The sequence below is a fragment of the Haloferax sp. AS1 genome (assembly GCF_014530665.1).
Classification (GTDB): Archaea; Halobacteriota; Halobacteria; order Halobacteriales; family Haloferacaceae; genus Haloferax; species Haloferax volcanii.
The window spans coordinates 139969-153918 of the sequence record NZ_SPSA01000003.1 but is presented as its reverse complement, the minus strand read 5'-3'; the positions used below and the strand labels follow the sequence as shown (position 1 = coordinate 153918).

The following is a 13950-nucleotide window of genomic DNA, read 5'->3' as shown; positions in this document are numbered from 1 at the left end:
TGGCGCGTCTCGGGCGGCGGTTCGGCGGTTCGGTGGTTCGGCGGTTCGTCGATTGGGCGGTTCAGGGTTCGACGGCTCGGCGGTTCGTCAGCCCCTCAGCCGTCTCTCGCTTCTCGGCGCTTGACGGCGTCCACGTCGAAGTCGTTGACCGCGCGGTTCGGTTCGAGGCCCGCCCGCTCGACGACCTCGATGTCGGCCGCCGGCGACTGGCCGTCGGTCGTCAGGTAGTCGCCGGTGAGGACGCCGTCCGCGCCGGCCTCGAACGGCAGGTGTTGTTCGTCGGGCGCGAGATTCACTTCCCGCCCGCCGGTCAAACGGACGCGCGCGTCGGGGTGGAGCAGTCGGTAGACTGCGACGGTCTTGACGAGTTCCGTCGTCGTGATGTCGGCGTGGTCGGCGTCGCCGAGCGGCGTGCCGGGGACGGGGTTGAGCACGTTCACCGGGAGCGACTCGACGCCGATTTTCTGGAGTTCGAGAGCGGCGTCGACCCGGTCCGCCGGCGTCTCGCCCATCCCGAGGATGACGCCGGCACAGAGGTCCATCCCGGCGTCTTTCGCCCGCCGGAGCGTCACGAGTCGGTCCTCGAAGTCGTGGGTTCCGACCACTTCGTCGAAGTACCGCGGCGAGGTCTCGATGTTGTGGTTGTAGTGGTTCACGCCCTCCGCAGAGAGGATTCGCGCCTCCTCCTCGGTGAGCAGCCCGAGCGAGGCGTCGATTTCGACGCTCGTCTCGTCGCGGACGAGTCGAATCGCCGCCAGCACCTCCGCCCACTCGTCGGGTCGGCGCTCCTTCGAGACGCCCTTCTCGGCGACGACGATGCCGAACCGCTGTGCGCCGTCGCGTTCGGCGCGCCGCGCGGCGTCTAACACCGCTTCCGGCCCGAGAAAGCCGTGCGTCTCGATGCCGGTGTCGAAGTGCGCCGACTGCGCGCAGAAGCCGCAGTCCTCGGCGCAGTCGCCGGCCTTCGCGTTGACGATGGAACAGGCGTCGACGGTCCCGTCGGAGCGGACGGAGCGGACGTAGTCGGCACCCGCCGCGAGGGGCTCGACCGACTGCGCGATGAGCGCTATCCCGTCGGTCCGGTCGAGTTCGTCGCCGTCGAGCACCCGCCGCACCGCGTCGTCGACAGTCGGGTTCCCAGTCTCGTAAACCATGCTCAACTACTTAGTTGACGAACTCAAAAATCCGTTGTCTCGTCGACATCCGTCTTCCCGACGAGAAATGCTCGCCCGTGTGTGGGACGGCCGACCCCTCGGGGGCCGCCCGGCCACGTTCGCGCCCGCGGATGCGTCACTCACCGAGCGGCGTCGCTCGGTTCCACGGCCGTCTGCTCGTCGTCGGACTCCTGTATCGACTCGTACTTGCCGCGGTAGTACAGCCACCCGAAGACGAGCAGCGTCAGGGGAAAGAACACGAGAGCGACGAGCGCCGCCGGCGGAAACAGGACGAACAGCGCGAACGTCTGCCACGAAACGAGTGTGTCGCGTGCCATGCCCGATAGTTAGCATTGGGTTGACATGTGTCTTCGGGAACGATTCCGGTCGGGTCGAATCGGATTTCCGGGGATTCTATCGTGTCTCGGCGACCGGAACGGTAGTCACTTTCACCACCTTTTATTTTGTTTGAGTCGAAGTAGCGGTAGTGACTGATATCTCAGATTCTCTTCGGCTCCTTTTCGAGACGTCGGTCGAGCGAGACGGCGACCGTTACGTGGTGTCGATTCCGACCGAACTCGTCGAAAACGGGTCGATTTCGACGGAGGAACTGTACCGCGTCGCGCTGCTTTCGAGTCCGCACGCCGCGTCGGCGACCGAGGCCGCTGTCGAATCGGCGGCGGCGACGACGACGGAGACGACGGCGACGACGACCGCTGACGACCGCGACATCGATTCGGACCCCGCTCGGGAATCCGCCGCCGACACCGCGTCTGGACCCCGCGAAGCGCACTCTCAGCCGCGACAACCGCCCGTCGCGGAGGGCGACGTTCGGTCCGTCATCATCGACACGCTCGGTGACCAAGGCGACGGCATCGCGAAGGTCGAACGCGGCTTCGTCATCATCGTCCCCGGCACGGAACCCGGCGACCGCGTCGAGGTCGAAGTCACCGACGTGAAACAGACCGTCGCGTTCGCGGAACCGGTGGACGGCGCGAGCGTCTGACCCGCGGGTCCGAACGCCGGCTCTGCCCTCGTGGTTGGTATATTCCAAACGAGACCACATTAGGCTCGGAACCGTAGCCGCCGATACCATTCTATGTCCGAACGAACGTTCCGTCACGCCTCTACGCTATCCGACGATGCGCGAGCCGAGTCCCATCGAACGGACCGCCCGGCGTCCGAATCGGGCGATGACGCCGACATGGACGCCGCCGACGTGCAGTCGCGGTCGGCGCGCACGAACCGATGGTGTCCGACCATCCGGCAGGGAATCGCGCTGTGGGCGATTATCGCGGTCGGCTGGGCGGTCATCCCCGCAGACCATCCGATGCAGATTGCCGTCGCTATCAGCGGCGTGTACGCCTCGCTTCTCCTGCCGACGGCGCTCTACTTCGACTACCGGGAACGACGCGCCGAATCGAGCGCCGAGGGGAGAGTCCGCGAAACCGCGGGCGCACTCGCTGACCGCGTCCGCGACGCGCTGCCGGGTCGCGGCAGTTCGACTCGCGCGTCGTCGTCGTGTTCGTGCAACCGCTGACGGCGTGAGAACGGCGTCGCGTCGCCCGCGGCCGAACCCGCACAGTCTGAATGGGTCGAACGGGTCGAACAGTCCGAACGAGGCGTCTGAAAACGACGCGAATCGAAGAAAGAAGCGTCTTCTCGCGCTCGAAACGTCCGCTTAGGCGGTCGACCCGACGGCCCTTTCGCCCGATTTCTGGGTCGCTTCGAGGAGTTCGCGGTAGCGGTTTCTGATGGTCACTTCGCTGATGTCGGTCACGTCGCTCACCTCGGACTGCGTCAGTTCCTCGTCGGCGAGGAGCGCGCCGGCGTAGATGGCCGCCGCCGCGAGCCCGACGGGGCTCTTGCCGCTGTGGATGCCCTGCCGCTTCGCGTTGTCGAGGAGCGACCGAGCGCGGCGCTCCACGTCGTCGCTCACGTCGAGTTCGGAGACGAACCGCGGGAGGTACTGCGCCGGGTCGGCCGGCTTCATGTCCAGCCCCAGTTCGCGGGAGACGTAGCGGTACGTCCGGGTGAGTTCCATCTTGTCGACGCGGGAGACGCGCCGCACCTCGTCGAGGGAGCGCGGGACGCCGGCCTGCCGAGCGGCGGCGTAGATTGCGGCGGTGGCGACGCCCTCGATGGAGCGGCCGGGCAGCAGGTCGTCGTCGAGCGCGCGGCGGTAGATGACCGAGGCGGTCTCGCGGACGGTGTCCGGAAGCCCGAGCGCCGAGCCCATCCGCTCGACCTCGCCGAGCGCCTGCTTGAGGTTGCGCTCTTTGGAGTCGCGGGTGCGGAACCGCTCGTTCCACGTCCGGAGGCGCTGCATCTTCTGGCGCTGTCCCGTCGACAGGGAGTTGCCGTAGGCGTCTTTGTTCTGCCAGCCGATGTTAGTCGACAGCCCCTTGTCGTGCATCATCGTCGTCGTCGGCGATCCGACGCGGGATTTCTGGTCGCGCTCCGCGGCGTCGAACGCGCGCCACTCGGGGCCGCGGTCGATTTCGTCCTCGCGGAGGATTTCGCCCGTCTCGGGGTCGACCCACTCGCCGTGCTGCTCGTCGTAGACGAGGTCGGTCCGCTCCGCGACCGCCGCCTCGGCCGATTCGGTCTCGGCCTCGCCCTCGTCGCGCTCGTCGCCGGACTGTCGGGCCTCGGGTCCCGCCGCCGGTGCCGACTCGTCTCGCATCGAACGCCAGTCGACGTGTTTCGTGTCCATTGAGTACCTCTGTATTCCGGACCCAGGGTAATGGGCTCTCGTTTGGAATATACCAACTGTGTTCGTTCCCGGAATACGCGACCGGGAGACATCGACCGCTCGCACGTCGGTTGCCGCGTCAGTCATCCGCCCTTTTCGGCCGCGAGAGCTATCGAATCACGACAACACGCTCAGCGCTCGACGCCGAAGCCCTCGTCGCGGAGCGCGGCTTCGAGGCGCTCGCCGTGTTCGCCCTGCAGTTCGATGCGCCCGTCGGTCACGGTCCCGCCGACCGCGAGCCGTCGCTTCAACGTCGACGCGAGGGCGTCCAGTTCGTCGGCCGGGAGGTCGAGACCGTCGACCACCGTCACGGGCTTGCCGTACCGTCGGGTGTCGACGCAAATCGACGCGCGCTGGTCCGCCCGCGCGAGGTCGTCGCCGATTCCGAGGTCGTCCGGCAGGCCGGTGATGTCGCTGAAAGTGTCCTTTCCCACGCATCTACGTACGCGTCCGCGGCGTATCAGGGTGTGGTTGGAATGTTCCAACCGTTCTGCGGCCGTCTCTCGTCGAGCGTCCGGCCCGGGAGTCGCCGGTCAGGCGCTCGCTTCGAGCTTTTCGGGGTCGACGCGGTCTTCGACTTCGGTGCCGAGCGTGCCGGTGACGAACTGACGGGCCAGCCACGCTTCGGCGCGGGTCAGGCGGTACTGGAGCGTCGAGTTCGGGATGTCGAGTTCCTCCGAGATTTCTTGGACGGTGTGCTGGCGCGGCGTCTCGTAGTAGCCGAACTCGACGGCGGCTTCGAGCGCGGCCTGCTGTTCCGGCGGGAGGCCGTCGGCGGAGACGCTCTCTTCGAGCCAGCACTCGGGTTCGCTGATGCGCTGGACGCTCAGCGAGAGGCCGTCGCTGAGGCTGTCTTTGACCTCCTCGTAAATCTCGCTCACCGTGTCGTCGTCGGAGATGAGCAGTCGCCACTGGTTCTGTGCCCCCCGGCGTTCGGCCTGCATCAGGAGGCCGTCGCCGATGTGCTTCGCGGCGACGTGGGGAATCGACTGAATCCCGTCGCCCTCCTCGCGGCAGGAGTAGACGATGCGCCCGTTTGGCGTCTCCGACAGCACCTCGTACTCCCACTCGACGACCGGCGCGCCGCACATCCCGAGGACGCCGTTGCACCGGGTGGCCTGCTCGATGACCTCGTCGAACGCTTCGAGCGCCTCCGTCGGCCCGGTGAGGCGGTCGAGTCGCCACATCGACTCGCTCGTGGCGTGTATCGCCATGGTCTTGGAGTGTAAATCCGGGTTCTCGATGAACAGGTCCATCACCTCGTCGGCACCCCGCTCGTACTCGACGGTGAAGACGAATTCTCGCATGAGTCTTCCCTAGTTCCCCGAGGCCTATATTCTTGGTTGGTATGTTCCAACTCCGTCCGCGGTTCGGGATTCCAACTCGCGGGTCGGGTCGTCCCGGTCGCCGCGTCGCCCGCTCAGGACTCGTCGAACGGCGACCGGGCGTGTTCGGGAACGCTCTCCGGGCGGGCGATGAGGTTCTCTCGGCCGAGATTTATCTTCGCGACGGTTCCCTCGTCGGCCATCCGCGAGAGGACGCGACTCACCTTCGATTTCGACCACTCCGTTCCCTCGACGACTTTCGACTGCCGGAGTTGGCCGCCGTTGTCGTCGAGGAGCCTGAGGACGCGCGTCTCGTCGTCGAGGAGTTCCTCGGCGGCGGGGGAGCCGTCGGCGGGGGAACTGTTGGCGGCCGACTGCGCACGCGCCGAACCGTCGCCTCCGCCAGTCTGGACCGCGTCCGCCGACGCTCCGTCGCCTCGGCCGTCGACGTGGTCGGCCGCGCGGGCGCGAACGTCGGACAGCCTCGCTCGCGCGTCGCTGTCGCGGACTCGCACGCCGACGACGAGCAGGGCGACCGCGATGGCCGCGACCGCGAGGACGAGCAGCCAGCCCTCGCCGCCGAGTTCCAGCGACCCGACGACCGCCCCCGGCGCGGCGTTCGGGTCAGTTCCCGCTTCGACCTCAGCACCGTCGCCGCGGCCGTCGCCGTCGGTGTCGCCGCGGTTCGGGTCGGTCCCGATGACGTTGACTTCGCGCCCGTCGTCGAGACCGTCGCCGTCGGTGTCCGCCTCGGTCGGATTCGTCTCGTAGCGGTTGACTTCGGGGCCGTCTTCGAGGCCGTCGCCGTCGGTGTCGGCGGCGGCGGGGCTCGTCTCGCGGACGTTGACCTCGGGTCCGTCTTCGAGGCCGTCGCCGTCGGTGTCGGTGGCTGTCGGGTTGGTTTCGTAGCGGTTGACCTCCGCGCCGTCTTCGAGGCCGTCGCCGTCGGTATCGGCGGTCGTCGGGTCCGTGCCGTGGGTCGTCACCTCAGCGCCGTCGTCGAGGCCGTCGCCGTCGGTGTCGGTCTCGGTCGGGTTGCTCCCCTGCTCGTTGATTTCGACGCCGTCGCTGAGGTCGTCGCCGTCGGTGTCCGTGCTCGTCGGGTCGGTCTCGTAGCGGTTGACCTCCGCGCCGTCGGGTACGCCGTCGGTGTCGGTGTCGGCGACGAGCACGTCCGTGCCGCGGCCGAGTTCGTCCCGGTTGCCGAGGTTGTCGCCGTCGGCGTCGCCGGCCGGCGCGAGCACCGTGACACCGCGACTCGCCTGCGCGACCGGCTCGCCGCCGTCCCCGGGTCTGACGACCGCTGTCACGGTGCGGTCGCCGGTCGCGTTCGCCGGCCACGTTGCGAACTCGAAGCCGACGCGCCGTTCACCGGTCGCGTTCGCCCCCTCGCTTCCGAGCGGTTCGCACCCCAACAGCATCGTCGAGCCGTCGTCGCGGTCGGTCTGCAAGCAGACCTCGGTGTCGTTGCCGTCTCCCGCGACGGTCACCGAAACCGTCGAGGGTTGCCACGAGGCGACGTACGGCCGGCCGTTCTCGGTCGCGACGACGCCCGGGCCGCCGTGGTCGACCGCACGCACTTCGACGCCATCCGCGGCGACGACGACCGGCGAGACGGCGACCGCGACGACGAGTAACGCCGCGACGAGCGTCCATCCGACCCCCGAGACGCGTTTGACTGGCATGTGTTTGTTCTTTATCTGTCGACTCTGCTAGTGTATAATGTTTTGTTTATCTGTTTATTGAACATTTTTACAACTATTCGGACAGTCAATTCGGTCTGAATGTTTTCATATACTGTATTTTCTCCCGGTCCGGGTCGTCGGTATCGACAGTCGCCACCGGGGTTCACAGGCGGGTCTATCGCTTCTCGATGTCGTTCGTCGCCGTCCGCGACCGCTCGCCGTCGTCTCTCGCCGGGTCGCTCCGCAGCGACGAGACAATCGCCGTACTGGGCCGCCCTCGTCGGCCCTCGGTTGGCTGGCGAACGTTCCGTTAATCCGACTGAAACGGTCGAAACAGTCGCTCGAAACGGTTGTTCAGGGGGAGAACGGTCGGGACGACTCTCCCCCATTATCATCCGCCGAGCGAGACTGCTGACTGCGATGCGCGAAACGCTCACTCGACGGCAGTTCGGTGTCGGCGTCGCGGTAGCGACCGTCGCACTCGCCGGCTGTACGGACACGGGCGGTGGTGGTGGTCCCGTGAACGGTACGAACGGCACGGACGGCGAACCCGCGGTCGGCGGTACCGAGACGACAGCCGAGACCGGTGGTGTCGGGACGACGACCGAGGACGAGACGACGATAGCGACGACAGAAGACGAGACGACGACGATAGAGACAACCGAGGAAGAAACGACGGAAGACGAATCGACGACCGACGACGGAACGACCGACGACGAGATGACGGAAGACGAGACGACGACCGACGACGAAACGACCGAGAACGAGACGACGACCGACGACTCGGCGTAACGACCGCGGTCGACGACCCGCTGGCGCACGCGCCGCGAGCGAGGCACGGCACGCTCGACTGGTACACCCGACTGCTCGTGCCCGCGGCGGCGCTCACCCCTCCAGCCCCCCACGACACACTCGCTCCCTGTCCCTTCGCGGGACAGCCGAATCCCCCCTGACGCACCCTTCACGTTCGGTCCCCTTGACGCACACCTCCTCGACGTGCCCTCCAGCACGCTCCCCCTGTGCCCTCCAGCACGCTCCCTGCGCCCTCCAGCGCACTCGACCGACGTGCAGTCACCGACTTTTCGGACCCCAATCGCGTTCCGTCCCGGTGGCGCACACTCCGCGGAACATTTACCCGCCCGCTCGCTACTCGGGGTATGGACGCAGACGACAACCACCGCGGATGGGCCGAGCGTTCCGGCGACTTCTCGCCGGAGTACTACGCCCAAATCGGCCCGAACGAGGTCAGCGAGACGCTCGCGACCGTGTTCGAGCACTACGCGGCGGAGGACGCGTCGATTCTCGAACTCGGATGTAGCTCCGGTCGCCACCTCGCGCACCTCCACGACCGCGGCTACGAGGACATCACCGGCATCGACATCAACGACGACTCCTTCGAGGTGATGGCCGAGTACTTCCCCGAACTCGTCGATACCGGCACGTTCCTCACCGGCGCAATCGAGGACCTGCTCCCCGACTTCCCCGACGACAAGTTCGACGTTATCTACTCCGTCGAGACGCTCCAGCACGTCCACCCCGACGACACGTGGGTGTTCGAGGAAATCGCCCGCGTCTCCTCGGACCTCGTGATAACCGCCGAAAACGAGGGCAACGGCCCGACGCGCGGGCGCGCCGGCTCCGAGGTGAGCTACGTCAACGACGACTTCCCGCTGTATCACCGCAACTGGAAAGACGAGTTCTCGGACCTCGGCCTCGCCCAACTGCTCTGCGAACCGGGCAAGCGCGACACGGTTCGCGTCTTCCGGGTTCTCTGACGCCCCGCGCTCGGCTGCCACACTCACAACTTGTTTCAATGAAGCCGGCGAACAGGGCGTGCTGACCATGTACACGATGTCCAGCGACGACTTCAGCGTTCATCAACAGGACTGCGACGAGGCCGGGTCCGGGATTCCCATCACCAGCCTCCCGGACGAAGTCACCTCTCTGGACGACCTGCCGTGTTCCTGCTGGGACGAGGTCGACTCGTTCGACGAACTCGACTGACGGGTGGGACGAGGGCATCTGCTGGCATCTCGCAGGCCGCCGATATGTCTCGTGAGTCGGTTGACGGGGCGACGACGCGGTCGGTCGTGATACCCGCTTTCAGAGTCGGTCGAGGTCGAGTGGCTCCGCCGCCTCCCAGTAGCGCTCGAACAGCTCGTCGGCCCACGTGAGCACCTCCGGTTCGGTCACGTCGATAGAGGCTTGGAGGATGCCGCTGTCGTCGCGGAGGAACAGGTGGACCGTCGAGTCTGCGATGGTCGCCGCCATCGGAATCGGCTCGTCGGTGATGCGGACGGCGGCCGCGTCGGCGTCGAGGAGGTCGCGGAGCTGTTCGCGCAGTTGGGAGTCGTGGGCGAGCGCGTCGATGGCGTCCGACGAGAAGACGCCCTCGAACCGCTGGTCGCCGGCGGCGGTCCGCTCCCTGACGATGTCGAGGTTCTGTTCGTTGAAGGCGTACGAGAAGATTCGCACGTCCTCGGCCTCGCTCAGAAGGGTCACGGCGCGCTTGACAGGCGCGTTCGGCCGGACCTGACTCGGCGTGGTAATCGTCGCCTCGGTCAGGTGTTCGAGGTCGAACGTGATGGCGTCGGTCGGGAGCCACTCGACGACCGGCCGGAGCTTGGCGTCGGTGTCGAGGATGTCGACGAGGTCGTCGAAGCCCCGCGAGACGAGTTCGCCCGTCACCGTCGCCCGGTACGCGCCGTCCTCGCGGACGAGCCACGACCGGTCTTCGAAGTCGCTGAGAATCCGCCCCATCGTCGGCTGCGACGCCCCGGTTCGCTCGACGAGTTCGCGTCTGGAGTGCGGCCGCTCGGCGAGGTATCTGAGCGCGTCGACGCGGTTCTGCGAGAGCGCGAGGAACTCGATTTCGTCTAATGCCGACTCCATGCGGCGACGTTGTGCGCGCTCCATTAAACCCTTTTCGCGTCTCGAAATAATTTCACACCATGAATCATGCTCGACCGCCGCGAACTTTTCTTGCCATGAATTAATTTCTGAATCAAACTATACGTGGGGGAGTCGTACGTGTATCCAAGATGCGTTCACTTCACTCTGCGTTCGGTCTCTCGCTCGGAGGTGTGGGTCGGTGACGGCGACGCGCCGGCGGCTCGTCCTGTTCGTGCTGACGGCGTTCTTCTTCGGCGGGACGTTCGTCGCCGCGAAGGCGGGTCTCGACTACCTGCCGCCGCTTTTGTTCGTCGCGCTCCGGTTCGACATCGCGGCGGTGCTGCTCGTCGGCTACGTCGTCGCCACCCGCTCCCGCGCCGAACTGCTCCCGCGGTCGGTCCGCGACGTGGTCGGCATCCTCGCCACCGGCGTGTTCGTCATCGGCCTCGCCAACGCCCTCCTGTTCGTGGGGCAGGAGCACGTCTCCAGCGGCGTCGGGTCGATTATCTTCAGCCTCAATCCGATTCTGACGCCCGTGTTCGCCATGGCGCTTCTCGCGGATGAGCGCCTCTCCACCCGGGGCGCGCTCGGGATGCTCATCGGCCTGCTCGGCGTCGGCCTCGTCGTCGGCGTCGACCCCGCGAACCTGCTCGGCGGCGAGGCGCTCTGGAAGGGCGTCGTCTTCCTCGGCGCGGTCAGCGGCGCGCTCGGGACCGTGCTCATCCGCTGGGCCGACACGTCGCTTTCGAGCACCGTCCGCACGGCGTGGGCGCTCCCCGTCAGCGCGGCGCTCACCCACGGCATGAGCGTCGCTTCCGGCGAGTCGCTCGCCGCGGCTACGTGGTCTCCGACGGCGCTCGTCGCGCTCGCCTACGTCGGCGTCTTCGCCGGCGCGGTGGCCTACCTCACCTACTTCGGCTTCCTCGACGACGTGGGGCCGATTCGCGGCAACCTCGTCTTCTACGCCGTGCCCATCGTCGCGACGCTCGGGGGGACGGTGCTCCTCGGCGAGTCGATTTCGACGCTCACCGTCGTCGGCTTCGCGACTATCTTCACCGGCTTCGCCGTCCTCGCGACGGAGTCGCTCCGCGGTACGGTCGTCCGCGTCTACGACGAACTCGGGTCCCGCGTGGCCGGTCTCGCCGGGGCCGCGGCTCCGGGCCGCGACTGAGTCGCTGACGAGTCGCAGACCGGTCGCTCGCTGAACGACGATGACCGGGTAGAAATGTAGGGGCGGACCATCGGGCGGCAGTCCGAGGGGGCAGGGTCGGAGTACCGTTGGCACGGGATGGGCCGCCTGTCTGTGCAGATATGTCACCTGTCCGCCGACCAGACAGCGTCGTGCGGACATGTGGAAATCGCCAGCTCCCTAAGTAGTCTTTTTGGCCGACGCCTCGAAAACCAGCGGACTGCGACGTGGTCCTTCCGATTTTCGCACTATCTATCGGAGAGCGCGACCGCCCCGAGCGCGGCAATCAGACAGCAGTTCCCGACGCCGACGAGGAACAACGCGTTCCAATCGGACGTATCGACGACGAGGAGCGCCGCGAACGCCGCGATACCGAGGGCGAACAGGAGGACACCGAGATAGCGGTCGTACCGCGGGTCGTAGTCGATTTCGGCCAGACGCAGGAGCGGTCCCGGTTCTGGCGGTTCGTCGCTCCGAGCGTCGCGGACTTTCCCGCGGAGATGCAGGAGCACCATGGCCGTCGCAACGGTCCAGACGACGCCGGCCGCGAAGTTGACCTGCGGGCCACCGAAGGCAACGGCAAGTCCCACGAAGACCGACGTGGCGGCTATCGCCCCTGAAACGGCGGTCTCGCTCGGTCCCGTCATTCGAAATCCAGCCGGAGATAGCTCGTTCCGTGCCGGTAGTTGTACGCCTCGACCACGACGCCGAATGCCGAAAGAACCGCGAGAACGGCCCACAGGAGATTCGACAGCGCGCCGCTGACGTATCCGCCGGCGAACAGGAACGTCGTGTACACCGCGGAAGCGAGCGGGAAGGCGGGGTGTTCACGGACGGTATCGACCGCGCCGGCGGCCATGTAGACGAGCGTGAGCAGACCCATGGCGGCGAGCACCGGGTCGACCGGCCCGTCGATGAGCGTCGCCAGACCGACGAAGACGGCGGCGACGGCCGCGAGCACGGCCACTCGCCACCGGCTGACGCCGGCGGGCAGAACGGTGGAGGGCATCGCCTTCCTATCGACGTGCTGACTTTTTGAGTGTTTGGGAGCGCGGTCGTCCCGCTCTCAGGCCTTCCGCAGGCGGACGACGAAGACCGCGCCGCGGGGCTCGTTGTCCTCGACCCACACGTCGCCGCCGTAGCCGCTGACGATGGTGTCGACGAGGTAGAGGCCGAGGCCGGTTCCGGGGCTTTCGAGTCCCTTTTCGCCGCGGCCGAACACCACCTCTTTTCGGTCGTCGGGGATGCCCGGTCCGTTGTCGGCGATGCGGACGAGCGCGTCGTCGTCGCGGACCTCGACCGACACGTCGATTTCGGCCCGGTCGGTGTCGTTGTGCCGCACCGCGTTCGTGAGGAGGTTGCGGAAGACGGTCCCCAGCATGTCGTCGGCGACGACGGTCACGGTCGACGGCTCGTCGGGGAGCGAGACCGACGCGTCGGCGGTTCCGTCGCGGACCGCGCTCGCTTCCGCCCAGAGCGGTCCGGCGAGCGTCGTCGGGCGATTCGTCTCCTCGTCGTCGAGCATCGTCGCCATGAGGTTCCGGACGTTCACCGTGAGTTCGGTGGCGTGCTCGCCGTTCCTGATTATCGTGTCGAGGCGCTCGCGCAGCGCCTCGTCGTCGACCGACTCCTCGACCAGTTGCGCGTTGCCGAGGATGACGGCCATGTCGTTTCGGATGTCGTGACGGACGATCTGATTGAGGAGCGTGAGCTTCTCGTTTTGGGAGAGAATCGTCTGTTTCTGGCGGTGTAACTCGGTCACGTCGCGGAGGACGATGACCCACCCGACGGTCTGGTCGCCCCGTTCGAGTCGCTGGGAGCGGGCGCTGAGATACACCGCTTCGCCGCCCTCTCGGGTGGTTTCGATGCTGTCGTTTTGTTCCGTCGTCAGGTCGAGGTCCGGCGAGACCGCGGTGACCGGGTCGCCGACGGCCGCGCCGAAGCGCTCTAAGAGCGCCGCACCGCGGGTGTTGACGTGGACGATTCGCTTGTCCGCGTCGAGGACGAACACGCCGTCGGGCGACTCCTCCATCGCGGTCGTGTAGGCGATGGGCGGCAAGTCGAGAAACCGGTAGCGAAAGAGCGCGATGCCGATGGCCGCGGAGGTGACTGCGGCCGAGGTCGGAACGAGGTTCACGCCGTCGCTGTTGAACGGCGGGATTCCGAGCGAACTGCACGCGACGAAGACGAACGGGGCGGCGAGACCGACGCTCACCAACACCGCCTGCGGGATGTACGTTCGACCCAGTCGGGCCGCTTCGTAGAGGATGAGCACGATAGCCAGCACGGAGAGCACCGCGTTGTAGAGCAACTGCAACACGACGTGACCGAGACCGACGTCGACCCGCACGACGACGAGACCGTTCGTCTCGACGAGGCGCGTCGCCTCGATGGCGAGGCCGTTCGGATTCGCAAACAGGACCGCCAGAAAGACGGCCGGCACGGTCATGACCGCCGCGACCAGTCCGGGCGTGATTCGGCTGACCCGGTCGGTGTGGAGGAGCGTAAAGAGGAACGCGAGCGCGCCGAGCGGCGCGACGCCGAAGTAGAGAAACCGGTAGAAAAGCAGCTTCAGCGCCGGGTCGGTCTGCAGGAGTTTGAGCGCCGCAAACCCGGTCCAGAGGGCGAGTCCGACGTTCACGGCGAAGAAGGTAACGAGCTCGGACGACTGCCCGTGGGCCTGCATGTGCCGGAGGCTGTACGCCCCGAGTAGGACCGCGGTACTCATCGCAAAGAGGGTCGGAAGGACCAAAACGGTGTACTGCCAGTCCATCTCTCACCGGGCCCGACCGCTGCTCGCGTCCATCGGTGCGTGTTCTGTGCCCGCTCTGGTATTTAGAGGTGTCTGTTTGCGAGCGATTATTCCCGTCGCTGTCGGCGCAAACCAAACGAGCATTCCATGTTTCTCGGGCCGCCGCCCGGACCCGTTACCCGAACAGCTTATCCCGGT

The 13950-nt window shown here is 66.8% G+C and carries 16 protein-coding genes; 6 read left to right on the top strand and 10 right to left on the bottom strand.

Going from position 1 to position 13950, the window contains the following annotated elements:
* Positions 1 to 95 precede the first annotated feature (95 nt).
* Both bioB and E4P24_RS17605 read right to left on the bottom strand, forming a co-directional pair.
* Complete coding sequence (gene bioB, locus E4P24_RS17610; protein ID WP_188148961.1) at positions 96 to 1154, bottom strand: biotin synthase BioB; 1059 nt, start codon at positions 1152 to 1154, stop codon at positions 96 to 98.
* 140 nt (positions 1155 to 1294) lie between these two features.
* Entirely contained in the window at positions 1295 to 1492 is a 198-nt protein-coding gene (locus tag E4P24_RS17605; RefSeq protein ID WP_004041251.1) for a hypothetical protein, read from the bottom strand.
* Between the two features lie 149 nt (positions 1493 to 1641).
* On the opposite strand from E4P24_RS17605, the gene E4P24_RS17600 reads away from it, so the two are divergent.
* Complete coding sequence (locus tag E4P24_RS17600; RefSeq protein WP_004041252.1) at positions 1642 to 2160, top strand: TRAM domain-containing protein; 519 nt, start codon at positions 1642 to 1644, stop codon at positions 2158 to 2160.
* Positions 2161 to 2253: 93 nt separating this feature from the next.
* On the top strand, positions 2254 to 2694 hold the full coding sequence (locus E4P24_RS17595) for a hypothetical protein (RefSeq protein ID WP_049896016.1): 441 nt from the start codon (positions 2254 to 2256) through the stop codon (positions 2692 to 2694).
* Positions 2695 to 2835: 141 nt separating this feature from the next.
* On the opposite strand, the gene E4P24_RS17590 is transcribed toward E4P24_RS17595, so the two are convergent.
* The 4 genes from E4P24_RS17590 to E4P24_RS17575 all read right to left on the bottom strand — a co-directional run bounded on the left by E4P24_RS17590 (position 2836) and on the right by E4P24_RS17575 (position 6919).
* On the bottom strand, positions 2836 to 3870 hold the full coding sequence (locus tag E4P24_RS17590; protein ID WP_004041254.1) for a transcription initiation factor IIB family protein: 1035 nt from the start codon (positions 3868 to 3870) through the stop codon (positions 2836 to 2838).
* Between the two features lie 170 nt (positions 3871 to 4040).
* Complete coding sequence (gene yciH, locus E4P24_RS17585) at positions 4041 to 4343, bottom strand: stress response translation initiation inhibitor YciH (protein ID WP_115803659.1); 303 nt, start codon at positions 4341 to 4343, stop codon at positions 4041 to 4043.
* A gap of 99 nt (positions 4344 to 4442) precedes the next feature.
* Entirely contained in the window at positions 4443 to 5216 is a 774-nt protein-coding gene (locus E4P24_RS17580; RefSeq protein WP_004061890.1) for a helix-turn-helix domain-containing protein, read from the bottom strand.
* Positions 5217 to 5329: 113 nt separating this feature from the next.
* A complete protein-coding gene (locus tag E4P24_RS17575) occupies positions 5330 to 6919 on the bottom strand; it encodes a MarR family transcriptional regulator (protein WP_188148960.1) in 1590 nt (529 codons plus the stop codon).
* Between the two features lie 420 nt (positions 6920 to 7339).
* Between E4P24_RS17575 and E4P24_RS17570 the strand changes: the two genes are divergently transcribed.
* The 3 genes from E4P24_RS17570 to E4P24_RS17560 all read left to right on the top strand — a co-directional run bounded on the left by E4P24_RS17570 (position 7340) and on the right by E4P24_RS17560 (position 8923).
* Entirely contained in the window at positions 7340 to 7711 is a 372-nt protein-coding gene (locus tag E4P24_RS17570; RefSeq protein WP_004061893.1) for a hypothetical protein, read from the top strand.
* A 365-nt stretch (positions 7712 to 8076) separates the two neighbouring features.
* Positions 8077 to 8694, top strand: coding sequence for a class I SAM-dependent methyltransferase (locus E4P24_RS17565; protein ID WP_004061895.1), 618 nt, complete (start codon positions 8077 to 8079; stop codon positions 8692 to 8694).
* A 67-nt stretch (positions 8695 to 8761) separates the two neighbouring features.
* Complete coding sequence (locus E4P24_RS17560) at positions 8762 to 8923, top strand: hypothetical protein (protein ID WP_004041260.1); 162 nt, start codon at positions 8762 to 8764, stop codon at positions 8921 to 8923.
* Between the two features lie 99 nt (positions 8924 to 9022).
* On the opposite strand, the gene E4P24_RS17555 is transcribed toward E4P24_RS17560, so the two are convergent.
* Positions 9023 to 9811 carry a winged helix-turn-helix domain-containing protein gene (locus E4P24_RS17555; protein ID WP_115803661.1) on the bottom strand — a complete coding sequence of 263 codons (789 nt, stop codon included), beginning with the start codon at positions 9809 to 9811 and terminating at the stop codon, positions 9023 to 9025.
* A gap of 199 nt (positions 9812 to 10010) precedes the next feature.
* Here E4P24_RS17555 and E4P24_RS17550 point away from each other — a divergent pair, with 199 nt between their 5' ends.
* A complete protein-coding gene (locus tag E4P24_RS17550; RefSeq protein WP_006600075.1) occupies positions 10011 to 10982 on the top strand; it encodes a DMT family transporter in 972 nt (323 codons plus the stop codon).
* A gap of 266 nt (positions 10983 to 11248) precedes the next feature.
* Here E4P24_RS17550 and E4P24_RS17545 read toward each other — a convergent pair whose 3' ends face one another.
* Genes E4P24_RS17545 through E4P24_RS17535 form a run of 3 tightly spaced genes read right to left on the bottom strand, consistent with a single transcriptional unit; the run spans position 11249 to position 13773 of the window.
* A complete protein-coding gene (locus E4P24_RS17545; protein WP_188148959.1) occupies positions 11249 to 11647 on the bottom strand; it encodes a hypothetical protein in 399 nt (132 codons plus the stop codon).
* On the bottom strand, positions 11644 to 12009 hold the full coding sequence (locus E4P24_RS17540) for a phosphatidate cytidylyltransferase (RefSeq protein ID WP_115803664.1): 366 nt from the start codon (positions 12007 to 12009) through the stop codon (positions 11644 to 11646). Before E4P24_RS17540 ends, E4P24_RS17545 begins: the two co-directional genes overlap by 4 nt.
* Before the next feature lie 57 nt (positions 12010 to 12066).
* Positions 12067 to 13773, bottom strand: a complete 1707-nt coding sequence (locus E4P24_RS17535) for a histidine kinase N-terminal 7TM domain-containing protein (RefSeq protein WP_188148958.1) — start codon at positions 13771 to 13773, stop codon at positions 12067 to 12069.
* Between the last annotated feature and the right edge of the window lie 177 nt (positions 13774 to 13950).

What these genes read in the sequence shown, in the direction of transcription:
- bioB (WP_188148961.1), bottom strand. Translation starts at nt 1,154, where the DNA reads ATGGTTTACGAGACTGGGAACCCGACTGTCGACGACGCGGTGCGGCGG.
- E4P24_RS17605 (WP_004041251.1), bottom strand. Translation starts at nt 1,492, where the DNA reads ATGGCACGCGACACACTCGTTTCGTGGCAGACGTTCGCGCTGTTCGTC.
- E4P24_RS17595 (WP_049896016.1), top strand. Translation starts at nt 2,254, where the DNA reads ATGTCCGAACGAACGTTCCGTCACGCCTCTACGCTATCCGACGATGCG.
- E4P24_RS17590 (WP_004041254.1), bottom strand. Translation starts at nt 3,870, where the DNA reads ATGGACACGAAACACGTCGACTGGCGTTCGATGCGAGACGAGTCGGCA.
- E4P24_RS17580 (WP_004061890.1), bottom strand. Translation starts at nt 5,216, where the DNA reads ATGCGAGAATTCGTCTTCACCGTCGAGTACGAGCGGGGTGCCGACGAG.
- E4P24_RS17575 (WP_188148960.1), bottom strand. Translation starts at nt 6,919, where the DNA reads ATGCCAGTCAAACGCGTCTCGGGGGTCGGATGGACGCTCGTCGCGGCG.
- E4P24_RS17570 (WP_004061893.1), top strand. Translation starts at nt 7,340, where the DNA reads ATGCGCGAAACGCTCACTCGACGGCAGTTCGGTGTCGGCGTCGCGGTA.
- E4P24_RS17565 (WP_004061895.1), top strand. Translation starts at nt 8,077, where the DNA reads ATGGACGCAGACGACAACCACCGCGGATGGGCCGAGCGTTCCGGCGAC.
- E4P24_RS17560 (WP_004041260.1), top strand. Translation starts at nt 8,762, where the DNA reads ATGTACACGATGTCCAGCGACGACTTCAGCGTTCATCAACAGGACTGC.
- E4P24_RS17555 (WP_115803661.1), bottom strand. Translation starts at nt 9,811, where the DNA reads ATGGAGTCGGCATTAGACGAAATCGAGTTCCTCGCGCTCTCGCAGAAC.
- E4P24_RS17545 (WP_188148959.1), bottom strand. Translation starts at nt 11,647, where the DNA reads ATGACGGGACCGAGCGAGACCGCCGTTTCAGGGGCGATAGCCGCCACG.
- E4P24_RS17540 (WP_115803664.1), bottom strand. Translation starts at nt 12,009, where the DNA reads ATGCCCTCCACCGTTCTGCCCGCCGGCGTCAGCCGGTGGCGAGTGGCC.
- E4P24_RS17535 (WP_188148958.1), bottom strand. Translation starts at nt 13,773, where the DNA reads ATGGACTGGCAGTACACCGTTTTGGTCCTTCCGACCCTCTTTGCGATG.